At 42.9% G+C, this 26424-nt stretch carries 18 protein-coding genes; 8 read left to right on the top strand and 10 right to left on the bottom strand.

The features are described from left to right. Positions 1-171 precede the first annotated feature (171 nt). Complete coding sequence (locus tag IQ13_RS09670) at positions 172-1434, top strand: aspartate kinase (RefSeq protein WP_144886137.1); 1263 nt, start codon at positions 172-174, stop codon at positions 1432-1434. Positions 1435-1436: 2 nt separating this feature from the next. Here IQ13_RS09670 and IQ13_RS09665 read toward each other — a convergent pair whose 3' ends face one another. The 3 genes from IQ13_RS09665 to hppD all read right to left on the bottom strand — a co-directional run bounded on the left by IQ13_RS09665 (position 1437) and on the right by hppD (position 5925). Continuing rightward, positions 1437-3371 carry a T9SS type A sorting domain-containing protein gene (locus IQ13_RS09665; protein WP_144886136.1) on the bottom strand — a complete coding sequence of 645 codons (1935 nt, stop codon included), beginning with the start codon at positions 3369-3371 and terminating at the stop codon, positions 1437-1439. Between the two features lie 66 nt (positions 3372-3437). Then, positions 3438-4610 carry a L,D-transpeptidase family protein gene (locus IQ13_RS09660; RefSeq protein WP_144886135.1) on the bottom strand — a complete coding sequence of 391 codons (1173 nt, stop codon included), beginning with the start codon at positions 4608-4610 and terminating at the stop codon, positions 3438-3440. Positions 4611-4794: 184 nt separating this feature from the next. Then, positions 4795-5925 carry a 4-hydroxyphenylpyruvate dioxygenase gene (gene hppD / locus IQ13_RS09655; protein WP_199758218.1) on the bottom strand — a complete coding sequence of 377 codons (1131 nt, stop codon included), beginning with the start codon at positions 5923-5925 and terminating at the stop codon, positions 4795-4797. Positions 5926-6194: 269 nt separating this feature from the next. On the opposite strand from hppD, the gene IQ13_RS21695 reads away from it, so the two are divergent. From IQ13_RS21695 to IQ13_RS09620, 7 genes are all read left to right on the top strand, one after another. Next, positions 6195-6533, top strand: coding sequence for a GIY-YIG nuclease family protein (locus IQ13_RS21695; protein WP_144886133.1), 339 nt, complete (start codon positions 6195-6197; stop codon positions 6531-6533). A 95-nt stretch (positions 6534-6628) separates the two neighbouring features. Further along, on the top strand, positions 6629-7768 hold the full coding sequence (locus IQ13_RS09645) for a 5-(carboxyamino)imidazole ribonucleotide synthase (protein WP_144886132.1): 1140 nt from the start codon (positions 6629-6631) through the stop codon (positions 7766-7768). Between the two features lie 121 nt (positions 7769-7889). Continuing rightward, positions 7890-8930 carry an efflux RND transporter periplasmic adaptor subunit gene (locus IQ13_RS09640; protein ID WP_144886131.1) on the top strand — a complete coding sequence of 347 codons (1041 nt, stop codon included), beginning with the start codon at positions 7890-7892 and terminating at the stop codon, positions 8928-8930. A 2-nt stretch (positions 8931-8932) separates the two neighbouring features. Further along, the gene (locus tag IQ13_RS09635; protein ID WP_144886130.1) at positions 8933-12031 is read left to right on the top strand and encodes an efflux RND transporter permease subunit; all 3099 of its coding nucleotides are present in this window, start codon (positions 8933-8935) and stop codon (positions 12029-12031) included. Continuing rightward, positions 11988-13301 (top strand): TolC family protein, encoded by a 1314-nt coding sequence (locus IQ13_RS09630; RefSeq protein ID WP_144886129.1) that lies wholly within the window; start codon positions 11988-11990, stop codon positions 13299-13301. Before IQ13_RS09635 ends, IQ13_RS09630 begins: the two co-directional genes overlap by 44 nt. 145 nt (positions 13302-13446) lie before the next feature. Continuing rightward, positions 13447-13962 (top strand): 5-(carboxyamino)imidazole ribonucleotide mutase, encoded by a 516-nt coding sequence (gene purE / locus IQ13_RS09625; protein ID WP_199758217.1) that lies wholly within the window; start codon positions 13447-13449, stop codon positions 13960-13962. A gap of 24 nt (positions 13963-13986) precedes the next feature. Further along, complete coding sequence (locus tag IQ13_RS09620; RefSeq protein ID WP_144886128.1) at positions 13987-14805, top strand: hypothetical protein; 819 nt, start codon at positions 13987-13989, stop codon at positions 14803-14805. Between the two features lies 1 nt (position 14806). Here the strand turns inward: IQ13_RS09620 and bshC are convergent, their stop codons facing one another. From bshC to IQ13_RS09585, 7 genes are all read right to left on the bottom strand, one after another. After that, positions 14807-16405, bottom strand: a complete 1599-nt coding sequence (gene bshC, locus IQ13_RS09615) for a bacillithiol biosynthesis cysteine-adding enzyme BshC (RefSeq protein WP_144886127.1) — start codon at positions 16403-16405, stop codon at positions 14807-14809. A gap of 66 nt (positions 16406-16471) precedes the next feature. Further along, entirely contained in the window at positions 16472-17302 is an 831-nt protein-coding gene (locus IQ13_RS09610) for an NHL repeat-containing protein (protein ID WP_144886126.1), read from the bottom strand. 39 nt (positions 17303-17341) lie between these two features. After that, entirely contained in the window at positions 17342-18586 is a 1245-nt protein-coding gene (locus IQ13_RS09605) for an NAD(P)/FAD-dependent oxidoreductase (RefSeq protein WP_144886125.1), read from the bottom strand. A 5-nt stretch (positions 18587-18591) separates the two neighbouring features. Next, the gene (locus IQ13_RS09600; protein ID WP_144886124.1) at positions 18592-20943 is read right to left on the bottom strand and encodes a glycoside hydrolase family 127 protein; all 2352 of its coding nucleotides are present in this window, start codon (positions 20941-20943) and stop codon (positions 18592-18594) included. Positions 20944-20956: 13 nt separating this feature from the next. Then, positions 20957-22927 (bottom strand): glycoside hydrolase family 127 protein, encoded by a 1971-nt coding sequence (locus IQ13_RS09595; RefSeq protein ID WP_144886123.1) that lies wholly within the window; start codon positions 22925-22927, stop codon positions 20957-20959. Positions 22928-23027: 100 nt separating this feature from the next. Then, entirely contained in the window at positions 23028-24095 is a 1068-nt protein-coding gene (locus IQ13_RS09590; RefSeq protein WP_144886122.1) for a 4-hydroxyproline epimerase, read from the bottom strand. Further along, a complete protein-coding gene (locus IQ13_RS09585; RefSeq protein WP_144886121.1) occupies positions 24095-26404 on the bottom strand; it encodes a WD40/YVTN/BNR-like repeat-containing protein in 2310 nt (769 codons plus the stop codon). Before IQ13_RS09585 ends, IQ13_RS09590 begins: the two co-directional genes overlap by 1 nt. Positions 26405-26424 lie beyond the last annotated feature (20 nt).

Here is a 26424-nt window from a genome sequence, read left to right as displayed (position 1 = left end):
CATCTTTTTTTCTCTGTGGTGAAAAAGCAACGTCCTTTTTAGATCAGTTTTTTGATGAACCGCCGTCAGGATAACAACTGCTGATGGGGTTGAGCTACACCTTATCTTTGCAACACTTTAGTAACGGGTTTAACAAATCCGAAATCAGACATCTTAAATCATACATCTTCCATGCGTGTTTTCAAATTCGGCGGAGCAAGCGTAAGCAACTATGAAAAAGTGCAGAACCTCGGTAACATCGTCAAACAGTTTCCCGATGAACAATTGATGATCGTTATTTCGGCTATGGGTAAAACCACCAACGCATTGGAAAAAGTAGCTGAAGCATTCTTTGCCGGAAAAAAAGACGAAGCATTGCACTTGTTCCGTGCGGTAAAACTGCAGCACCTCGATGAAGCAAAGTATTTGCTGGTAACACATTTCAATCCGTTGATGGAACAACTGAACGATTTCTTTACCGAAGTGGAGTGGTTGCTGCACGACAAACCTGTACGTGAATACGATTACTATTACGATCAGATCGTTTGCGTGGGAGAGCTGTTGAGCACAGCCATTGTAAGTGCATACCTGAACGAAATCGGCATCAGCAACCAATGGATCGATGTGCGGGATATTTTCCGCACCGATGATAACTTCCGTGATGCAGCCATTGATTTTGCATTTACGCAACAACAAGTGGATTCGCAGATCAAACCTTTATTCAATAAAAACCGCATCGTTATAACACAAGGCTTTATTGGTTGTACTGATGAAAACGAAAGCACCACGCTTGGCCGTGAAGGCAGTGATTATACAGCGGCTGTATTTGCTTACATGCTTGATGCAGAAAATGTAGCCATCTGGAAAGATGTAAAAGGTGTAATGAATGCCGACCCGAAATTATTTGCTGACGCACAATACATCAGCGAACTGAATTACGATGAAGTGATTGAAATGGCGTTTTATGGCGCACAGGTCATTCATCCAAAAACCATCAAGCCACTGCAGAATAAAAACATACCGCTGCATGTAAAATGCTTTGCCGATGCAAGTTTACCAGGCACGGTTATTCATAACAATCCGGTAAAGAATCTGCCGCCGATTATTGTTATAAAACATAACCAGGTGCTACTGGAACTGCACACAAGAGATTTTTCGTTTGTGGGCGAACAACCGATGAGTGATTTATATGAGATGATGGCGAAGCTGCACATTAAGCCCAACCTTATTCAAACACATGCAGTAAACCTTCAGTTGTGTATCGATGATCGTCCGGACAAAGTGGAGAAGCTTGCGCTGGCTGCATCTGCTGAGTTTGATGTACAGGTGGAGAAAGGTTTAACGCTGCTAAGCATACGCCACTATAATACAGAGATCGTTGAAAAATTAACTGCAGGAAAATCGATTGAATTAAAGCAGCAAAGCTTAGATACAATACAGATGCTGTTAGAGTAAAATTATTGTTTTAATAGTTTGGTCGTAAACTGCACTGCATTGTTTACCAAACGCACCTGATAAATGCCAATTGGCAAATGTTTCACCGAAAGTTCAAAAGTTGTTTGTGCAGGTTGAATTAGTAATTCTTTTTGCAGTAATAGCTTTCCGTTTACATCTGTAATTGCAACAAATGTTTTCCCTTTCGTATTTACCGGTAACTGAACTGTTACTTTATCTTGAGCAGGATTTGGATAAAGATTGAAAGATGTTTGCTTATCCGCATTAAAAAATAAATGTTTAGAATGCTGAACAGTACCATCCAATGCAAAAAGTAATAATCGGTACGTAACCGGCGTCGTATTTCTTTCATCATCATAAAAACCATTTAATGCCGGTTGAAGCTTTTCTGTAACTGGAACAAATGCCGTACTTCCGGTTTTCTTTTCCAGCACAACTTTTTTTACCTGATCGGCATTTATTAACGACCAGTTCAATTGAATATGTTGACTGTTTCTTTTGCCAGTAAATTGTTTCAACAAATCAAGCGGAAGAATGGCACAGCTGATTGTGTTTGTTCCTTGCGGTGCAACAAAGCCTGTTTGAACAACACCATTAGCACCAGCTGTAGCTCCATTTGACGAACCCTCGCAAGGCGGGTCGTATGATGTTGATTTAATAATTCCGGCGGCACCTCCAGCTACTGAAGTTGTAACGTTTGCAGGCAGAGTTGAAGTCGTCCAAATAACTCCGCCACCTCCTCCGCCACCAGGTCCCGGACATTGTGTTTGAAATCCTGCATTGGAGCCATTTGCTCCTCTGGCTTCTAAGATCAAATTACCGGTATAAGTAGTAATTTCAAGCATCACTGCCCCAGCGCCACCGCCACCGCCGCCACCGTCGCCTGCTGCTTCGGTAGCAACAGGCAGTCCGGGGTTTACTCCCTGCATTCCATTTGCTGAAACAGTAAATCCATTACCAATTATTTCATTTGCTTTAATAAAAATCAACCCGCCGCCATCGCCACCAGGTGTACCTTCAGAAACAGAAGCACCACCGTAATCGTTATTGCTTTCTCCGTTACCGCCAGCCCCACCTAAAAAAACACGATTGTTTAAATTTGAATACCCATAACCGTTTAATGCCAGTCCAGCTTCGCCATGAACTGTAGCACTACAAGTGCCTATTTTATTTCCCCCATTACCACCTGTTGCATAATTTGCGCCACCGCCACCACCCGTATTATCTTCATTACCGCCGCCTCCGCCATTTGACTGTCTCCCCCTCCCGTATTCCTTATTCGCAATAAATGTTGCTATGCCCTCGCCTTTCGGAGCCCCCTGGTTTCCTGATAATCCATAATACCAGGAAGATTGAGGACCGCAATGAAATGACGTATTTCGAAACAATGGTCCTCCTTTAAAACCGGCACTATCGGCCCTGATATTAGCATTCATGGTAACCGTTCCCGACGCTTCGAAGGCAATAACCCCTCCGGTTTCAGTTACCGGATCCCATTCTTGTGCCAATAACGTTCCAGATATTGTAACGTCCGTATACACTGGAACCCGAATCACCTGCACATTCGCTACGTCATAAGTATTTAACAGATGATTGCTCAATACAATCGTATTGTTTAAAAATCCACAGATGGATGAAAATTCATAATTACCTGCATTTCCAATAGCGGAAATATTTCCAAAAGAAGAGTTGTCTGTTGATGAAATAGTTGCCCCTTTCATTTGAATAATGAGCACCCTGTCGCCGGTAGATAGTCCGGCAATACTTTGCAAAGTAATACCGTCGTAGCTGGCACTGTTAAAGGTTCCATTATCAATAATAGCAGTTGCTTTGTAATAGCTGTTGATTATTCCGGATATAGTTTGCCCCCTGCTTTTAAATGGATGAAAAAAAGCAGTTAGAGATAAGCAAAATGATATAAGCCAAAATGGTTTCAAGTGGTTTCTGTTATCCACAGGGTACCGAGGCTTTACAATAATTGGAGGTAATGGATACGTAAGATATTATAAATCTTCCGGAGCTACAATATTCAGGTTCTGAATTAGTTTGGTATTAACCGGTTGATCGCCTTTTAACGCCGGTTGCCATTTGAGTTCCTTTTCAAACTTTTGTTTGATCACCTTGTTCAATTCGGCATAGCCACCACGAACAACTGTTGCCAGTGCAGTGTTACCGTTTTTGTCAACAATAAATTCTACCTGCAGCGACATGGATGCATTACCATTCAGCATAGGTACAAGCGATTGACTGAGATTAAACAACCAGCGTTGCAGAGCAGCATTGCCCTCTTTATAAAACGGAACACGGTCTACTTTTTCTTCCAATGCCCACGCAGCATAAGGATCAACAGGATTATTGGTCTCAATTACTTTTATCCGTTTTACTTTCGGTGTTTCGGGATTCGTAGCTACCACATAGCTGCCATTTTTTGCAATCATTACTGCAGGCAACTGATGTGTATCTTCAAAATACTCGTATGCATCCTGTATTTGTGTGGCGAATTTTTGCACTTCGGGTTTGTTCTTTGCTTTCAACATTACCTGCTCCATCGACTTTTTGCTGTCGTAACGTGCAGGATAAATATGCACAGGAATAAAATCCTGGCCCTGGTCTTTTACCACCGATGCCATGTAATACACCTGCTCAATCAACGAATCTGTCAATGGTAAACAGCCAATGGTTACACAGTTGCCGTGAATATAAATATCGCCACCGGGTTTATTCTGATCGCTGAGGATTGCATCGGATGCATTGGGATAATTTAAACCCAAAGCGAGGTGATAATTACTGTTCGGCTTAAACTCATTGATGTAATAAAAACCTTCGGGTATTTGTTTATCGCCTTCTTTCCGCTTTGGACCGTAGGTGCCGGAAGTTGCGCAAACCTTGTACACTTTAAACAGCTCAAAGGTTTCACTCCAGTCATTCTTCAGCCAAACCTCCAGTTGCTTTTCGTGCTTAAATGTGCGGATGTACATGTACTTGGCAGGCCATTGAAACCCTTTTTCTCTCAACTCTTTGCGTAAAGAATCTTCCACACGGGAGAAGACACCGGCTTCCTTAAAGTTGCGGGCTGCTGAAAAAGTAGCGTTGCTACCCTCGTACGGAGACTGAGCAAAAGTGGTTGCTATTACCGCCGATAAACTTACAATTAAAAAAAGGCCTTTGTTGAGCATACTGGATTTTTATTGAACGTCCGTAGCACAAAAATATTTGAAAATGTGCATAAATTGAAACGAAATCACTTGTTAAAAACTGTGCGTAGAAAACAAATAGCTGTTCGTGAAATCAACGAGCAGGCAACGGTATTTCAGCGCATCAGCAAAAAAGAAAGGAGCAGTAGAACTGCTCCTTTCTTTTTTAGAGGTTTCCTCTTGCTTCCTGTTCCCGCTCAATTGCTTCGAACAGCGCTTTAAAGTTACCCTTACCAAAGCTTTGCGCTCCTTTTCGCTGAATGATTTCGAAGAACAAGGTTGGACGGTCTTCTACCGGCTTGGTAAATATCTGCAGTAAGTATCCTTCATCGTCCCTGTCTACCAATATGCCCAGTTCTTTCAATGGCTCCAGGTCTTCATCAATATGCCCAACACGATCGAGCAAATCGTCGTAATACGTTGTTGGCACTTTTAAAAACTCCACACCTCTGCTGCGTAAAGCTGTAACGGTTTCAACAATGTTATTGGTTGCGAGTGCCACATGCTGCACACCTTCGCCTGCATAATAATCGAGGTATTCTTCTACCTGCGATTTTTTCTTTCCTTCGGCAGGTTCATTGATGGGGAACTTAACATACCCGTTGCCATTACTCATTACCTTACTCATGAGGGCTGAGTATTCGGTAGAAATATCATTGTCATCGAAGCTAAGGATATTGCGGAAGCCCATTACATTTTCGTAAAAGCCCACCCAAGGATTCATCTGGTTCCAGCCAACATTTCCCACACAATGGTCCACATACTGCAACCCGGTTTGTTCTGTTTTGAAATAAGGATTGCTCCATGCACGATAGCCCGGCATAAACACACCATTGTAGTTATTACGTTCGATAAATAAATGTACAGTATCGCCGTAGGTATGGATACCGCTGACAACTACTTCGCCTTCTGCATCGGTCAATTTCGTTACAGCTTTGTACTGTCTGGCACCACGTACAGTTGTTTCATGCAGAGTAGAGGTTGCATCATCTACCTTCAGCGCCAATACTTTTACACCATCGCCGTGTTTGTAAATATGATCGGCTATTTCGTTACCCGAACGAAGCGGTGTGGTTAATACAAAAGTGAGTTTGTTCTGACGCACAACATAACTCGCAATATCTTTCATACCGGTTTCAGGACCAGCATAAGCCAGCGGTTGAAAACCAAATGCGGTGATATAAAAATGAGCTGCCTGCTTGGCATTGCCCACATAAAATTCTACGTAATCGGTACCATGCAGCGGAAGAAAATCCTGTTGCACAGCTTGTTTTTTGTTAACAGCAATAGTTGACATGATTGTTGATTTTTTCTGTGAAGAAGTACGATAAACCATCGGTTCAGGAGAAGAACCTTACTCAAACAATCAGTTAGAATCAGTCGCCAATACTTCCATCAGCAAACAATAGTTGCTGCGTTTATCGTGGAAGCGTTTATTGGCATAATCGGGGTGCATGGGGCAAAAGTAAAAAAAACTTTCGGAAAGGAGTCCTGAGCGTAGTCGAAGGACGGTGGAGGGAATCGAGCGCAGTCGAGATTACCGGTAAATTTTATTATTTTACTTATATGATCTACAAAGACACCTCCCAAGAACTTTACTATGTGTACATCATTGAGTGCAACGACGGCTCTTTTTACACCGGCTTAACCTATGATTTATTGAAACGATTTTCAGAACACTGTGAAGGAGTTTATCCTGCTTGTTACACTTTTAAGCGAAGACCGTTGATTTTACGTTATTATGAAACAATCCCTTTTTCACTTGAAGCTGCACAAAGAGAAAAACAATTAAAAGGCTGGTCAAGAAGTAAAAAACTAGCATTGATGAATGGCAATCTGCACAAGCTTTCATTGCTTTCTGAGTGTCAGAATCTTTCGCATTCGAAGTTCAGAAGCCATCACTAAAGTTCTCGACTACGCTCGAACTTTTACACCGCCCTTCGACTACGCTCAGGGCATCCTCCCTCTCCGCATCAACTCCCTCCCTTATCTTTGCCGCCATGAACTCTTCGACTACGCTCAGAATTGGTATCCTTGGTGGCGGCCAGCTTGGCCGTATGTTATTACAGGCAGCAGCAAACTATCCTGTTGAAACATATATTCTCGAAAACGATGAGCATTGCCCTTCGGCTCATCTCTGTCATCATTTTACCAAAGGCGATATCAAAGATTTTGAAACTGTTTACAATTTCGGCAAAGGCCTCGATGCCATAACAATAGAAATTGAAGCGGTGAACGTGGAAGCGTTGGAAAAACTAGAAGCAGAAGGTGTAAAGGTTTTTCCCAAACCGGCAGCCCTGCGCATCATTAAAAACAAAATCGATCAAAAGAAATTCTATCAGCAACACCAGATACCTACATCCGAATTTGTAATTACCGAAAACAAAGAAGAGCTGAAAGCACAGGCTTCGTTTCTTCCTGCGGCACATAAAATAGGCATGGGTGGTTACGATGGTAAGGGTGTTGAACTGTTGAAAACCGAAGCCGATCTTGAACGTGGTTTCGATGCACCATCGGTACTGGAAAAACTGGTACAGGTAGATAAAGAAATTGCCATGATTGTAGCTGTTGGACAAGATGGTGATACCACCATGTACCCGCCTGCAGAAATGGTGTTTGATCCGCTGCTCAACCTGCTCGACTACCAGATATCGCCATCAGAACTTCCCGAAAAAATATTGTGGAAAGTAGAAGCTATTGCTATGGCCGTAGTCCGTAACCTCCAATCGCCGGGTTTGTTTGCAGTAGAATTATTTGTAGATAAAAACGGTGAAGTGCTGGTAAACGAAACTGCACCCCGTGTGCACAACAGTGGACATCACAGTATCGAAGGAAATTTCTCTTCGCAGTTCGATATGCTGTGGCGTATTATGTTGGGTTACCCCTTAGGTTGCACCGACCCGATTATGCCGTCGGTTATTTTAAATGTTTTGGGCGAAGATGGTTTTAGTGGCCCCGTACACTACGAAGGTCTTGAAGATGTACTGAAAATGGAGAATGCGTTTGTGCACCTGTACGGTAAAGCACAAACAAAACCTGGCCGAAAAATGGGACACGTAACCGTTATCGGTAAAGACCGGACCGAACTTACGTACAAGGCCAACCGCATTAAACATCTACTCAAGGTAAAATCGAAGTAAGCAGTTTACCGCCCCCGCAAACATCCACCTATTGTAACAGTTATAGAATTACGTTTACCACTCATCCAATGAGGGGGTGGAAACGAGGTTCTCTGCTTACCTTTAGCCAATTGATATTCACATGAGAAGAACAATTATTATGGCAACTGCAGCCGCACTTTTGGCTGTTAGTTGCAAAGACGAAAAGAAACAGGCAGCACCACCGGCCGGCCGGCAGCAAGGCCCCATGACAGTGGTTGGTTATATTGTAAAAACCGGTGCTGTAAGCGAGCCCTTACAATTGCCGGGTACTTTATTACCTATGGAAGAAACAGAAATACATACCGAAGTAAACGGTCGTGTAGTTTCACATGCCATCAACGAAGGAGCCTATGTAACACAAGGTGCCTTACTGGTAAAATTATTTGACGGCGATTTACAGGCGCAACTGAAAAAGTTACAGGTGCAATTACAGATTGCCGAAAAAACAGAAGAGCGTAACAAAGAGTTACTCAAGATCAGCGGTATCAGTCAGCAGGATTACGACCTCAGCTTTTTGCAGGTGAGTAATATTAAAGCCGATATTGATTTGCTGAAAACAAACATCGCAAAAACAGAAATCCGTGCACCGTTCAGCGGACGTATTGGTTTCCGCAATATTTCAACAGGCGCATACGTAACACCGGCCACTGTCATCACCAACATCCGCCAGCTGAACCAAATGAAGTTGCAGTTCAGTGTGCCTGAAAAGTACACTTCAAAAATCAGCAACGGACAAACCATCAGCTTTTCAGTTGAAGGCAACAGTAAAAAATATCTTGCTAAAGTATATGCTAATGAAGCAACTGTAAGTGCAACATCACGTGGTATGAATGTTCGTTGCATTGTACAACAAAGTGATGCATCACTGGTATCGGGTGCTTTTGCTAAAGTAGATATGGACTTTGCTAAAAACAGTAATGCCATCCTTGTTCCTTCGCAGGCTATTCTGCCACAGGCAAGAGGTAAAAAATTAATTCTGTACAGAGATGGTATTGCAAAGTTTGTAGATGTACAAACCGGTATCCGTGATTCTGCCAACATTGAAATTACAAGCGGCGTTGTACCCGGCGATACCATTATTACAACCGGCTTACTCGGCTTAAAACCCGATGCAAAAGTTAAACTCTCTAAAGTTCAATAAACATGACGATTTCAGAACTGAGTTTGAAACGACCCGTGCTGGCCATCGTGATGAACATCATGATTGTGTTGTTTGGTGTAATCGGGTTTCGTTTCTTAGGTATCCGGGATTATCCGGCTATCGATCCTCCCAATATCAGCGTACGTACTTCATACCCCGGTGCCAATGCCGATGTAATTGAATCGCAGATTACCGAGCCACTGGAAAAATCAATCAACGGTATTGCAGGTGTAAAAAATATTACCAGCAGCAGCAGCCAGGGTAACAGCAACATCAATGTAGAATTTGAGCTGGGCTTTAACCTGGAAGAAGCAGCAAATGATGTACGTGATAAAGTATCGCAAACGGTTCGTTCGCTTCCCTCCGATTTAGATGCACCACCTGTTGTTACAAAAGCCGACGCCAGCAGCGATCCGATTCTTTCCATGACGATCCAGAGCGAAAGCAGAAATCCGTTACAGGTTACCGAATATGCCACCAACAATTTGCTGGAGCGTATACAAACCATTCCCGGTGTTAGTACTGTTAATATCTGGGGAGAGAAACGTTATGCCATGCGTGTGTGGTTTGAACCGGAAAAATTATTGGCCTATAATTTAACGGCTAAAGATGTGCAGGCAGCATTGCAACGTGAAAACCTCGAGTTGCCCTCCGGTAAAATTTCAGGCAATACCATGGAGTTAACGGTGCGTACATTCGGCCGTTTAAATACAGAAGAAGATTTTAATAACCTCATTATAAAAAACGTTGATGGCCGTGATATTAAATTAAAAGATGTTGGGCAAGCTATCCTTGGACCGGAGAACGAAGAAAGTGTATTGAAGGAAAGTGGTATACCCATGATTGCGCTGGCTATTGTACCGCAACCGGGAAGTAACTATGTAGCCATTGCCGACGAATTTTACAAGCGTTACGAACAGATTAAAAAAGAAGTTCCATCCGACATCAAACTGGATGTTGGTTTGGACCAGACAAAATTTGTTCGTAAGTCCATTGCCGAAGTAGAAGAAACGTTGGTGCTTTCGTTTGCATTGGTGGTACTCATCATCTTCCTCTTCTTCCGTGATTGGATTGTAGCTATCCGTCCGTTGATTGATATTCCCGTTTCATTGATTGGTGCATTCTTCATCATGTACCTCAGTGGTTTTACCATTAACGTATTAACGCTGTTGGCTATCGTACTGGCAACAGGGCTTGTGGTGGATGATGGTATTGTGGTAACAGAAAACATCTTTAAAAAGATGGAACAGGGCATGGATAAATACCGTGCTGCACGTGAAGGTTCGAATGAGATTTATTTCGCTGTTATTGCTACGTCTATTACACTGGCCGTAGTATTTCTTCCCATCATCTTCTTACAGGGTTTCGTTGGTCGTTTGTTCCGTGAATTTGGTATTGTGGTAGCCGGTGCGGTATTGATCTCCGCTTTCGTATCACTTACACTTACACCTGTACTCAACGTATACCTAACACGAAAGGGCGGCTTAAAACATGGCTGGTTCTACCGTGTAACCGAACCATTTTTTCGTTCAATGGAAAATGGCTACCACAAAGCGCTGGTTGCGTTTATGCGTGTACGTTGGATTGCATGGGTATTGATTGTAGCATGCGGTGTAATGATTTATTTTATTGGCGGTAAGTTGCAAAGCGAACTGGCTCCGTTGGAAGACCGCAGTCAATTCCGTTTACAGGTAACTGCGCCGGAAGGTACCAGCTTCGATGCAATGGATGCCTACATCGATAAACTGAACCAGTTGATCATGGATAGTGTACCTGAAAACAAAGTACTCATTTCCGTTACTGCACCGGGGTTTACAGGAGCAGGTTCTGTTAACAGTGGTTTTGTGCGTTCGCTCTTGGTTGATCCCGATCAGCGTCAACGTTCGCAACAACAGATTGTGGATGTGATTAACCGTAATCTTCCAAAATATAACGAAGGCCGTGCCTTTGCCATCCAGGAACAAACCATATCGGTCAACCGTCGTGGTGGTTTGCCGGTTGCCTTTGTTATTCAGAATAACAACTTCGATAAACTGAAAGCTATACTGCCGAAGTTTCTGGAAGAAGCACAAAAAAATCCAACCTTCAACAGTGTGGATGTTGATCTGAAATTCAATAAGCCGGAATTACGTTTAAATATCGATCGTTTGCGAGCAAGTGAACTGGGAGTAAGCGTTACAGACATATCTGAGTTAATGCAGTTATCGCTCAGTAACCGTCGTCTCGGCTATTTTATTAAAGAAGGTAAACAATACCAGGTAATCGGCCAGGTTTTGCGTGATGATCGTGACGACCCAACAGATCTGAAGAATTTGTTTGTGCGTAACGCTGCAGGACAAATGATTTCGGTTGATCAGTTCGTTTCTTTTGAAGAAGAAACAACGCCACCAACACTGTATCACTTCAACCGTTACAAATCGGCAACCATCAGTGCGGGTCTTGCTCCCGGAAAAACAATTGGCGATGGCATTAAAGAAATGCAGGCCATTGCAGATAAGTTGTTAGACGAATCGTTTAACACGGCCCTCTCCGGCAACTCACGTGACTTTGCAGAAAGTAGTGGCAATACCTTCTTCGCATTTGGATTGGCACTAATTCTCATCTTCCTTGTATTGGCTGCACAGTTCGAAAGTTTTATCGATCCCATCGTTATCATGGTAACCGTACCATTAGCGATAGCAGGTGCCTTGTTCTCCTTGTGGCTATTCGATCAAACCATTAATATCTTTTCGCAGATTGGTATGATTATGCTGATTGGTCTTGTAACTAAGAACGGTATCCTTATTGTGGAATTTGCCAACCAAAAGAAACATGCAGGTATGTTGAAGAAGCCTGCAGTAATTGAAGCAGCTACCATGCGTTTGCGACCCATCTTAATGACGAGTCTGGCCATGGCATTGGGCGCATTACCGCTGGCCTTATCATTGGGTGCAGCTTCCACCAGCCGTATTCCCTTAGGTATTGTAATTGTGGGAGGTATCATGTTCTCGTTGATCCTTACATTGTTTGTGATCCCGGCCATGTATTCGTACCTCTCATCCAAAAAAATTAAAGTGCATGAAGAAGAAACTGAAACTGTTATTAGCAAGCTGGCTGATTAGCAGCATTGCGCTGGCACAGGACGCATCGAAACTTACTATAGATGAAGCCATCCGCATTGCTGTTGAAAAAAACTTTGATGTGGAAATCGAACGTAATGCACAACAGATCGGCGCTATCAATAACAACTGGGGCACTGCAGGTTTATTGCCAACCATCAGTGCAACATCAACGGTTGGTATTGCATCGAATAATCTTGAGCAACGTTTAACCAATGGGACTACCATTAAACGGAACGGTGCTATTTTGCGCAATCAAAATGCAGGTTTAGCCGTTAGCTGGCGTGTTTTTGATGGTATGCGGATGTTTGCCACCAAACGTCGTTTGGAAGAACTGGAGAAAATTGGAGAACTCAGTTTCCGCAGTCAGGTAAATACAACGGTGTTTAATGTAATTGCTGCTTATTATCAGATTGTACAACTCAATCAACAAAAGAAAGCATTACAGGCAACCATTAAGTTTTTTGAAGAACGGAAACAAATTGCTGAAAGTCGTTTTACAATCGGTACTGCACCGAAAACCGATTTTCTGCAAGCTGAAGTAGATCTGAATCAACAAAAAGGAAATCTGTTAACAGTTGAAAACAGCATCCGCATTGCCAAAGCCGATTTTAATAATCTGCTTGCACGCAAACCCGAAACTGTTTTCGAAGTGCTGGATGTAATTGAACCGGATGCTGCATTAACCTTTGCTGCATTGGTTACCAAATCGCAAAGCGACAACTATGATCTGTTGCTTGCACAAAGCAATCTTTCGGTGCTTGTTCAGCAAAAGCGGGAGATCATATCACAACGTCTGCCATCTGTTACATTAAACGGCAACTTCAATTTAGCACAAAGCCGCAACGATGCAGGTTTTACGTTGTTTAACCGTAACCTTGGTCCCAGCGGTAATATTGGCATTGCTATTCCCATTTTTCAGGGCGGTAATATCAAACGTCAGGAACAGGTAGCAGATATCAATATCAAAAATCAACAAGTGATTATTGACCGTTTGAAAAATCAGGTATACACCAATCTGCTGAATGCGTATTCTAATTTTCAGAATGCACTCAACTTAGTGAAACTGGAGAAAAATACATTGGCATTGATTGAAGAAAACAATCTGATCTCCACTGAACGTTTCCGCAAACTGGCAATCACTTCCCTGGAATTACGACAGGTACAAATTGATTACATCAACGGACAAACCCGTTACATCAATTCGCTCTACATGGCGAAGCTTGCCGAAGCGGAGATGAAGTTACTGGCCGGTGATTTGAGTAAGTTGTAACCCATCTTCGTCAGACGCCCTCGTCGGACGAGTTAAAAAAATTTATTGTCCGACGAGGACGTCTGACAATAAGCCGCTGATGATAACATCAGCAGCTTTCTTTTTTTACTGCCCGTTGTTTTGTTTCTTTGCAGCAAATCTTTTTATGGCTACTCCAATCATTGGTATTATCATGGGCAGCGACAGCGACTTACCAGTTATGCAACCCGCTGCAGATATCCTCAAAGAATTTGGTATCGATTACGAGTTAACGGTTGTATCTGCACACCGCACACCCTTACGTATGGTGGAGTATGCACAAAAAGCAAAAGAGAGAGGATTGAAAGTGATTATTGCCGGTGCAGGTGGCGCTGCTCATTTGCCGGGCATGGTAGCCAGTGTTACAACATTACCTGTTATTGGCGTACCTGTTAAATCGTCTAACTCTATTGATGGCTGGGATTCTGTTTTATCGATTCTGCAAATGCCCAACGGCGTACCTGTGGCAACAGTGGCATTGAATGCAGCAAAAAACGCAGGTATTCTGGCCGCACAGATCATTGGTACTGCCGATGAAGCAGTAGCTGCAAAAATTGCTGCTTACAAAACCAACCTCAACGATGAAGTATTGACCAAAGTTGACAAACTGAAACAACAGGGTTGGGATAATAAATTTGATTAACCTGTAACTGCTAAAACCAAACTTATGAGCACATACCTGAAACTAACAGCAACCGTATTTCTAGTGAGCTGCCTGCTAAGCTCCTGTACACTACTGCGTTTTGCCTATGCACCTTCGATACAACAAGTACCTGCATTCAAAGAAAAAAATGAATCGAGAGTTACTGCTGTGGCAGCCAGTACATTGGTTGGTACAGAAAACAGTTACAGTTTGCAGGGGGCGTATGCAATAACCAATCACTTTGCAGTAACTGCAGCATGGTATGGTTCTTTACGCAGCCAGGATGAACTCACCTACTCCGATGGCAGTGGCAATACCGGAACAGACATTGTAAAATACAAACGCAGCGCAGCCGAATTTGGCGCAGGCGTTTTTTATCCCATATCAAGAGATAAGAAAGTGTTTTTTGAACTGTATGGTGGCTACGGTTTCGGTAAAAACAATATCTCCGATAACAGCACAACCAATAGTGGAGCATTGGGTTTTCACAACAGCAAAACCAACCGTTATTATATTCAACCATCCTTCAGTTTTCATACCGGTGAAAATTTTACATTGAGCACTGTGCTGCGGTTTACATCAATCGGCTATAGCAACATCAGCACAAGCTATGATAATAATGAACTGGAATCGTACCAACTGCTGCAGCTAACACGCAACAGGTTGTTGTTTGTTGAGCCTGCCTTGGTCACCAGTTTTGGATTTGCTAGTGCACCCTGGTTTCGTGTCCAGGCACAAATGAATGCGTCTTTACTTACAGGAAACAGCAATACCAATTACCGCAGTAATTATTTCAGCCTCGGCTTTCAGTTCGATCCGGTAAAAGCATTGAAGACGAAATAGTTTAGAAAGATAAAACTACAAACTCCTGTTCGAGAGAAAGAGAATGTTGATACAATGCATCAATGAGATTGTTTCCTTTTTTTGCATAAAAGCTCAAGAAACTTTCTTTACGTTCCTGCAAGCCGTTGCCGGGAAATAGTTGTGCTTTGATGGTTTGAATCTGCCGTTGCTCATCGGCATACTTTCTTTTTTCTGCACGGATGATTTTTTTCTCCAGCTCCTGTAAACGATGAATGGCTTTTGCTTTCAACGAATCTACATGTTGCTGTAAAGTGGGGTCAACCGTTGCCGCCTGTTGTTTCAATGCAGCATAAAATGCTTCTGCCTGTTCTAAACTTCCGTTGAGTTGAATTTTATTAACAGTGGTGCGGTGTACATATTCGTTCAGCAATGTTTCACTGCTTTGGAAGAATGCTTCAAGTGTAAAATCAAGCTTTGTGATGCGCTCTATCCATTGCTTTTCGGTTATAAGAAATGAATTCCGCAATACCAATACCGGATAAGGTACGTGGTGATGTGCAAACACATTTTTCAGCTCCAGCCAATACGCCAGTTCTCCGCCGCCGCCAATAAAAGCAATGTTGGGCAAAATCGTATCCTGGTATAAACCACGCAGAATTACATTCGGACTGAAACGTTCCGGATGCTCTTTGAGTTCTTTCAGCATCTCCTCTTTTGTAAACTTAATCGTTGTGTTTGCAACAGTAAAACCATCGCCATCTGCTTCGATACGCTCACGCAGGTCTTCATCAAAATAAAACAGATTGATCTCTCTGCCACCTGCCTGTACTTTGTAGTGTTGCTGATCGAGTGCTGCAATGGTTTGTGTTACCAGTTTGGCCGATGAACGGTTGAGCAATTCATCTTCAAACACCGGAATCATCTGTTGCTTCAGTGCCTTCGCATCAGCATTGATCACAATCAAACCAAAACGTTCGAACAGGAAATGCACAAAGGCAAATGTTGCATCCTGTATAGTTGTTTTCTCTTTGTATGAAGCAAGTAATGCATCCACTATTTCTTTACCATGCGGCTCCACCAGTAACTGTCCACTGATGGCATGAATCAATTGTGTGATGTTTTTATCAATGACCATTCTGCCAAACGCACCGTTCTGCTGTGTGGCCCATTGGTATTTTACGCCGTTTACTATTGCATAACTCAACTCTTCAAAATCGGCATCCTCGCTACCCATGTAATAAACAGGCACAAAATTGTATTGTGTTAATTCCTGCTTTAAGGTATCGGCCAGTTTAATGGCATGCAGAATTTTGTAAATGAAGTATAACGGGCCTGTAAATAAGTTGGGCTGATGTGCTGTGGTAATGGTGAATGTATTTTCCTGCAGCAGCAGATCGATATTACGGTTAACTGCAGCCGATTCGCTTACTGCACTGTATTGTTGTTTGAGATGATTAACCAAGACTGTACGGTTGGTTGCAAATGCAGAACGCTCTGCAATTGCATGCTTAATACCCTCCAGGTTTGGACGATGTTTATAAAACGGTCTTAATGCCGCAGCATCATCCAGGTAATCCAAAACAATACTTGAAAAAGCAGCCGTGTTACGGTAAGTGATCCGTTGCGATGTACAGTCCATACGTTTTGTAAAATTAGGAACATCCCGACGGTTACAATCAACCGTCCGACAAGTTTTCACATTCCTTTATTGAAGCTCGTAGGCTGCCACCGTATTTCGCCAGAAAGTAGGAATGTATACGATGCGTTTCACAGCATCAAAGCCAATGTCGGCCGAGTTAATTTTTTGCTCCCTGCCATCGAGTAACACCTGCTTGCTGCCATCAGCATTTACATAATAAACCACACCAATCCAGGTTGAAACAATATAATCGCCACCGCTGATATTTTCAATACCATCTGTACTGGCTTCCATGCCTTCGGCCAACTTGGTTAGAGATCCGTTTTTTTCCATGCGGTACATACTGCCTGCATCCAGCACGTACAAACTTCCTTTATGCTTTAGTACCCCATTCGGTCCTTTCAGTTGCATTGTATCGAGCAGTACGGTTGCTTTTTTATTTTCGATGCTGTACACTTTTCTTCCCCGTGAATCGGACACATACACTGTTCCGTTTTTTTCTACGCTGATATCGTTTAACGTAATAGCTCCATCAACAACAATGCGATCAACAATGGCTCCTTTTGTAATGTCGATCACGACTACTTCATTCAGATCGGCTACGTACAAATTATTTTTGTGCAGACCCATGCCTTTGGGTGCCTGCAAACCGGTTACCCATTCAGCCGCAATAACTTTTCCGTCCATACCCACTTTACCAATTGAACCTTTGCCATCTTTTGCCCAAGGCTGCCCATCGATATTGGAAACATACAGCACATTGTTTTTATGATCGATAAAAACCGATTCAGGAACTTTTAACGTGGTATCTGTTTCCCACAACTTCACGAGTTTATGTTGTGCAGTTGCAGTAAAAAGAATGGAAGTGAACAGAAGAATGAATGCAAGCTGTTTCATATTGCGTTGTGCAGATTGTTGTGCAAAATGCACAGCAAATTAGGAAAACCTTTTTGGATTATAAGGATTGATATCCACGCTGGGTGTTTCGCCATTCGCAATCTCCGCAACAAGTTTGCCTGTGCCTGCGCCAACGCTTAACCCGATCATGGCATGACCGGTAGCAATAATGGCATTCGATTTTATTTTACCGATGTAAGGCAAGCCATCAGCCGAACAGGGCCGATAACCATACCAGATGTTTTCAGGTGATGGCATGCGAATTTTAAACTGGGGCACAAAACGCTCAACAGCATTCAATATACCTTCTACTCGTTTGTAGCGTGGTGCTGTTTTCGTTGATGTGATTTCCATGGTACCGCCAAAACGAATCTTGTTTCCATCCATGGGTGTGATGGCTACACGACCTTCCTGCAACACAGCCGGATGATTGAATGTAAACGGCGAATCTTCCAATGTAACAGAATAGCCTCTGCCGGGCATGAGTGGCAAATTAAGTTCGAGCTTCTGTGCCATTTCTCTCGACCAGGAACCTGTTGCAATCACTACCACATCTGCATCGTATCGTTGATTGTTGCAAATAACTGATTTGATCTGGTCGTTCTTCATTTCAAAACCGGTTACTTCCTGTTTTGAAATTAACTGCACGCCTTTTTGCTTGAGTATATTAATCAAGCCTTTCATTAATTTTTGCGGATACAAATGTGCGTCGCATTTAAAATACAAAGCACCACGTATGTTCAGTTCTGTCTGTGGCTCCATGGCCTGTACTTCGTCTTTTGATAGCATCACTGCTTCTAAACCCAACTTTGCTGCTTCATGCGCTGTGTGATGTGCATGTTCTTCGTTTGCTTCTGTTTGAAACATTTCCAGTAAGCCTTTCTTTTCATACGCAAAATCAAAGTCAGGAAGCTTTGCCCACTCTTCGTACAACTGCTGACTGAACAAGGCAATATCACGGAGAGGAATAGCCGATTCTGCCACATGTTTGGCTGTGGCACTTTTCATAAACTTCAATCCCCATGAAATCAACGCAGCATTTAAACGAGGCTCCACGTAAAACGGACTTCTTGAATTCCACATCCATTTCAAACCCTGCGTTACAATACCGGGTGTTGCCAATGGCACAAAATGGCTCGGACAAACATAACCGGCGTTGCCATACGAACAGTTACTGGAGAAATCATCTTTATCCAACACTGTTACATCCCATCCGCTTTGCTGCAGATAGTAAGCCGAACTTAAACCGATAATGCCGCCACCAATTACAATTGCTTTGCCCATTGCTGTTATTGCTCTTTTATTGTTCGTACACCAAATACACGTCCTGCTGTTTTGCCATGATTGGCATCGATCTTTACAGTGATCTTTGTTTTACCGCTGAGCATACTTACAGGCAGTTTGTATTCCACATCATAAAACTTACCCGTCTTACCACCTTTCCATTCAACCGTCACAAGCTTTACGCCATCCACTAAAATATCAAATACTCTGTCTTTATCATCACCAATGTAAGTAAACAACAAGGCGTTGTTCACTGCAGGATCAACTTTCATTTCAAACTCAAAGTTATGATTGCTTCTTGCTTCACGTCCCATTCTGTCCATTGCATCGCTTACGTAAGAACGTTCTGTTGCCTTGAGGTTATGATCACGTTCGGGTTGCATTTCACCCACACGAAAGAGATCAATGGTTCTGTTTTCAATTTCCTGCACACGTTTTTTCTCTGCTTCATAATCGGCCTGCAGTCTGGCAAATTCATCCGGTGTAAAATAATCCCAGTACACACTGTAATACTGATCGTAGGTTTGATAGAAAGGAATCAATTGCACATCAAACGGCATACCCACTCCTTTCATTTCAAACTGCAACGAAGAAGTTGATTGCATCCAATCGTTGACATTACGATTTGATGTTAACAACACCGGCACTCCAATAACCGGATCGGGTTTTTCTTTACCCAGCAATCCGGCCAATACTAACGGACCGTATTTGAATGCAATTCGATTGGGATTATCGGGCATTGCTTCGGTATAAAGATTCATATCGAGATCAACAGTAATCACATCACCGTTTTTCCAGACACGAGTAGTAGTTAAATAACCGGCCGCATCAGTTTCCGCTTTTACCACAACATTATTAACCCTTATTACCGGAGCTGAGTTACTCCACGATGGCTTACGGATCTTAACTGTGAATGCAGTTGGTTTTGCAGCAGCAACAATCAACTTCACCTGTTTGCTTGCAGGAATATAATTGGTCTGTGTAATGCGGATGTTTTTTTCCTTCCAGTTCAATACAGAAGGAATGAACAGATTAACAAACAAATTATTCTTCCCATCGTAACTATAGATCTGCTCTGCGTACTTCGCATGATTCTCGATACCGCTGCCCACACAACAGGTGAACGTATTGAATTGATCGCTGAACTGTTTCTTTGTTCCCATCCGCAACGGAACAAAATAAGTCATCATGCCGTTCTCCGGATTCTGCGAAGCAAGAATATGATTGTACAAAGCACGTTCATAATAATCCATCAGCTGTGCAGAAGGTTGCCAGGCAAATAAATGCCTTGTCAGCTTCAGCATATTGTAGGTGTTACATGTTTCGCATGTGTTATCACTCAAACGGTCGTTGAGTTTACCTGCTTCACCGCAATACTCGTAGTTGCTGTTACCGCCAATCACATAGCTGTGATTGTGCACCATGGTTTCCCAAAAAAAAGAAGCTATGGTTTGATCATTTTTATTGCCTGTCAATTCATATTGCCGTGCACTGCCAATTGCTTTCGGCACGTTGGTGTTACTATGTTTGCCGGGCAAAGGATCGATACGTTGCGCCAGTTTACCCATGACAAACTCATCGTAAAATCTATACGAGAGATCAAGATATTTTCTGTTGCCGGTGAAAGAATAAATATTCGCAAGCACATCATTCATGCCGCCGTATTCACAGTTCAACATTTTTAAACGTGTTGAATCGGGCAAATGATTCACGGTGTTGTACGTCCAGTCGGCCATACCTGTCACCATCTTCAATGCTTTGTTGCTGTTGCAATACAAATACGCATCGCACAAACCGGCCATTACTTTGTGCACGGTGTACCAGGGACTCCATCCACCATTCAAATCAAAACCGGATGATTTGATTTCTCCCTTTGCTACTTTACCAAAAATGGAATCTTCTTTTGGAATGGCGCCGATATAGCCGGTCTTGCGTGCAAGCTGACAACGCTCCAGTTCAGCAACGATGTAATCAATACGTTTCTTAAACTCCACATTTCCTGTTGACACATACATCATTGATGCAGCCGACAAATAATGGCCCAATGTATGTCCCGATAAGCCATCGCTCTCCCATCCGCCATAGATCGAATCCTTCACCGGTAGTCCTGCATTTTTATAAAAACGATACAGCAACCGATCGGCACTTAACGATAACAGGTAAGCGCTATCCAACTGCATGGCTTTTGTAAACGGACTTGCCAAAAGCTTTACATCACTCAATGGAAATGCAAATGCATTTACTTGTACAACGGGCTGCACTTTTACTTTTGTATTCTTTTTCTCAGGAACATACGATTGTGCAACACTCACCAGGAATGAAGACAAAACTAAAAGCGTGCAAAGGATTCTTTTCATTTGTTGCGTGTGATCAGTAATTAATTTTCACATCCTTAATTGTTGTAGGCAACCACACCTGCATTTCATTTTTACCACGGTTGGCCCATGTGTAGTACGGGATGGCAATAATCTTTCGTTTTTCAGTACGGATTGACAGACCATCTTCTGCAACAATCACAACCGGCACTTCTGCTGTTAATGCCTTCACCTGCTCATCCATTATTTTGTAATCAATCGTTTCAAACTTTGTATCGGCAGGCAGTACAATATTCCATGCTTTGTTATTGTTATCCGTACCTTCTACACAATAAACAACCGGTCCTCGCTGAATGGCGATGCGGTTGTTGTTTTGCTTCAACTCTGCTTTTGCTTCAATTAACTTTACATCCATTGGCAATTCCAGTTCAACAACATCACCTTTCTTCCATTCCTGGTTAATAACAAGGTATCCGTTTTCATAAGTGCCGCTCAATAATTTTCCGTTGATTTTATAACTGATCTGAAGAGGTTTACTACCTGTGTTTGTAATACGATACAGTCCATCGGTGTTCAGCTGGTTATACATCCAGTCAGGAATACGTACATACAATTTAAACTTCTGCTTTTTTATTTGCGGATCAACTGCAATCTTCACCTGCCCGTCCCACGGATAATTCGTTTCCATCTTTACATCCACTTTTGTTTTCGGCAACTGGATACTTGTATTACTGCCAACAAACAGATTCACATAAATTCCTTCATCACTTTTTGCATAAATATAATCGCCGAGCGATGCAACCATACGAGCAATATTTGCCGGGCAACATGCAGTACCAAACCATTCCCTGCGTTGATGCTGTCCACGTGATGCCAGCGGATTACCATAAAAGAAACGATCACCTGTTAAACTCAAACCATCCAATGCACCATTGTACAAACTGCGTTCCAGCACATCCATATACATGGCATCACCTGTTAATGCATTCATCCGTTGGTTCCAGAACACCATGCCCACACTTGCACAGGTTTCGCAATACGCCTGTTCATTCGGCAAATCATAATCCTGGCTGAAACCTTCGTTGCTTCCTGCAGAACCAATACCACCGGTGATGTACATGTTACGAAACACCACATCCTGCCAAACTGTTTTCATTGCACGGATATAATCTACATCGCCTGTTTGTGCAGCCACATCAGCTGCACCCGTGTACATGTACATGGCACGCACTGCATGACCGGTAATTTGCGTTTGTTCTTTCACTGGCAACACATCCTGCGCATAAGCCGTGTCTTTCCAATCGGTCCAGGTATAACCTTTTGCCAAACGTTTACCACGTTCGCTCAATAACCAATCGGCCAGCTTTAAATATCTTTCGTTCTTGGTTGTCTTGTACAATTTCACCAACGCTAACTCTAATTCCTGGTGACCGGTTACCCAATGACGTTTACCGGGGCCAAACAATGCATCAAAATGATCGGCCCACTTAATGCACACATCTAAAAATTTACGCTTGCCGGTGGCGTTGTAATATGCAACCGCCGCTTCGATCATATGACCTGCATTGTAATCTTCATGCATGCTCATATCGGTATAGCGATCCTGTAAACCTTTTAATGTATACCAGGTGTTGAGATAACCATCGGGTTGCTGAGCAGCAGCAATCTTATCAATCCATTCATCGCATTTCTTTTCCATCTCTGCATTCGGATGCGTCTTTAACGAATACGCCATCGCTTCCAATGCTTTGAACACATCACTGTCATCATAAAAAATACCCTCATGCTGTTCGCCCTTGTTTCTTGCAACACGTTCAAAATTGCGGATGCGTGGCGTAGCTACTTCTGTTTGATAGATACAGGCAGCCAATGTTTTGGTAGCAACCTTATCAATCTTCGGTTTCCAGAATGCATCCGTCACATTCACCTGTGAAAAATTGATGAACTCAATTTTCTGCAACTTGGTTTGTGCAAACAGGTTTAATTGAAAGATGTAGACAAGCAAAAAGAGAAATACTTTTTTCATGTAACCAGCTATTGAAAACTTGTAAATAAATTATTGTTAAACGAAAACGCTGTCTTCTTGATTCTATCAAACTCATCCCACTAATCCTATAAATCATGGTTCAGATAACCTGGAACCCATACGCATACGGGTCATCTTCCTTATCAATGCTGATAGTGTTATATCCATAGATCTTTGCCCAACCTTCAATACCCGGACGAATTGCTTTGACACCATTCACTTCCAACTCTTCTTCAATGGTGCCAACGAACTTACTGCCGATAATGCTTTCATGAATAAACTGATCGCCTTTCTGCAGCATACCTTTTGCATACCATTGCGCCATGCGTGCAGAAGTGCCGGTACCACAAGGACTGCGGTCAATTGCTTTGTCGCCATAGAACACCGCATTGCGTGCAGTGGATGTTGGATCGATCACTGCACCTGTCCATAAAATATGACTGCAGCCATTGATCGTTGCATCCTGCGGATGAACGAACTCATACTTTGCATTGATATTCTTCCGCAACGCTCTTGCCCATGCAATGAGTTTATCAGCTGCATAATGTTCCAGCCCTTTAAAATTTTTCTGCACATCAACAATTGCATAAAAATTTCCACCATACGAAACATCTACCACCAATTCACCCAACTCCGGACAATCAACGGTTAATTCTGTTGAGTGCAAGTATGCAGGAACATTCGTCAACTTCACACTTTCAACCTTGGCCTGAAGGCCAAGGCCAGTCATGTTGTACTCGATCATTACTAAACCCGCCGGCGCTTCCATCCGAATAATGCCTGGTGTTTTCGGAGTAATCAATCCTTCTTCTACAGCAATGGTAATTGTACCAATCGTACCATGACCGCACATGGGCAAGCAGCCACTCGTTTCAATAAACAACACCGCTACATCGTTCTGCGGATCATGCGGCGGATACAAAATACTTCCGCTCATCATGTCATGTCCTCTTGGCTCAAACATTAATCCTTTGCGTATCCAGTCATACTCTTTTAAAAAGTGTTGGCGTTTTTCGCTCATGTTGTTGCCTTCCAATGCAGGACCACCTTCTGCAACCAAACGAACAGGGTTGCCACAAGTATGTGCATCCACACAATGAAACACCCACCCACCAAAACGATTGAGCGAACTGTTGGGATATTTTTTTACGATCGGGCTTGTTGCCATTATTGTAAACTGTTTAAATCGTCGAGCACATACACGCCTCGGCCGTATGTACCGATCACTAATTTTTTATCTCTCGGATGAATGAATAAATCATTCACAGAAACAGATGCAGGAATAGTTCCGTTGATCACTATCCACTTCTTGCCTCCATCTTTACTCATGTATACACCAAAGTCTGTTCCGCAGAACAAAGTGTTTGCATTGTCGGGATGTTCTGCAATCACATTCACTGGTGATGCAGGTAAGTTTGAAGCAATCGGCTTCCAGCTTGTACCATAATCATCACTTACATATAAATAAGGCGTGTTATTATCTGCACGACGATCATTCAACACAAGATATACCCGTGATGATTTGAATTTCGACGCAGCAATTTTTGCAACGTGCTTATTGTATGGAAGTCCTTTGGTAATTTCTTTCCAGTTGCCGCCGTCGTTTGCTGTAAACCAAACACGACCATCATCAGTTCCTGCATACAGCACCCCAGCTTTATCAGCTTCTGCAACAGCGGTGATGGCCTGGTGATAAATTAAGTAAGGATAATTTCCGTTGCGTTCTTTCGTGTTATACGAAAGATCACCGCTGATCATCTTCCATGTTTCGCCGCCATCTTCAGTTTTATACAAATGCTGCAAACCATGATACAACACTTTGTTGTTAAACTTGCTCATGATGGTTGCAGCCAGCCATTCGCCACGCAACGAATCGATACGGCCTACATCAAATTGTTTGAACTGTTTTGTGCCTTCTCTTCTTCCTTTGCTCATATCGGTGCGCATCAAACGTCCGTAGTAGGATGAAGCATAAACAATGTTTGCGTTCTCCGGATCAACAGCAATCTGTGTTCCTTCACCTCCCGGCGCCATACGCCACGGACGAAGTGTTGTATCAGCAGCTTTTCCAAATGTATTGCTCACATTACCACTCATGGTGCCTTCATCCTGCACTGCACCAAAAATGTTGAAGGGTGTTTGCATATCGTATGCAACCGTATAAAATTGTGTTGTAGGAATTTCATCGAAGAAGTTTTTCCATTTTGCTCCACCATTATACGTAATGGAAACACCACCATCATCACCCATGATCATACGATCCGGATTTTCTTCATCGATCCACAATGCATGATGATCGCCATGCGTCCATTCGCTTTCTTTATCTGTTGCCTCCCAAACCTTCCATGTTTTACCACCGTCTTCACTGATGGCTTTCTCCACCCCAAAAGCATAAACTCTGTTTTCATTTTTCGGATGTACTCTTATCTGGCTAAACACCCAGCCATAAGTACCGGAGAATGGTTTTAGGAAATCATGCACTTCACCCATCTTCTCCCAGCTCTCACCTTTGTTAGTGCTGCGGTAGATCGCTGCACCAATTACCACCTTCTGTACTTTCCGTTCATAACTATCTGTTTCGCCAGGATTGGGATCACGCTTTTTGTTATGATCATCCACAAATGCATACAATACATTCGGGTTATAATGACTAACGGCAAGGCCTATCCTGCCGGTGAGTTTTGTATCGGGTAACCCTTTCGTAATCTTTTTCCATGTTTTGCCGCCATCGGTTGTTTTATACAAATGATCACCATCTTCCGGTACAGGATCGCTCCAGCGTTTGCGGATACGATTCCACATACTTGCATACAAAGTATTCGGATCAGATGGATCCATCACCAAATCAATACAACCGCTTTGCTCACTCTCGAACAACACGTTCTTCCATGTTTTGCCGCCATCTGTGCTGAGATAAACGCCACGGTCTTTGTTATACGTCCATTCGTTACCACTTGCAGCTACATAAACAATGTTTGCATTTTTTGGATGAACGATGACACGGGCAATCGTTCCTGTATTTTCCAAACCAATATGCTGAAATGTTTTACCTGCATCGGTTGATTTATACATGCCTATGCCCGGCAGTGATGCACGGAAAATATTTGCTTCGCCTGTGCCAACGTATAAAATATTCGGATCCGATGGAGCCAATGCAATATCGCCGATCGATTGCGTTGCTTCTTGATCAAAGATGGGTTTCCAGGTTGCGCCTGCATCTTCTGTTTTCCATAAACCTCCTGTTGCGAAAGCTGCATAAAACACATTCGGGTTTCCGGTAATACCCACCACGTCGGTACTGCGACCGCTTCGGTTATCGGGGCCCGTTAAGCGCCATTGCAGATTTTTATACGGCGATTGTTGCAACAACATTTGCTGCTGTTGAAAAGCCGCCATCTTTTGTGCACCGGTTGTGCTTTTGTTTTGCTGAGCTGCCACAGCAAATGGCAGCATCAGCAATAAACAGATTTTTCGCATGTTGGTTTTGCTTTTTACGA

It is taken from the genome of Lacibacter cauensis, from assembly GCF_007830055.1.
Classification (GTDB): Bacteria; Bacteroidota; Bacteroidia; order Chitinophagales; family Chitinophagaceae; genus Lacibacter; species Lacibacter cauensis.
This window is presented reverse-complemented; position numbering and strand designations above follow the sequence as displayed.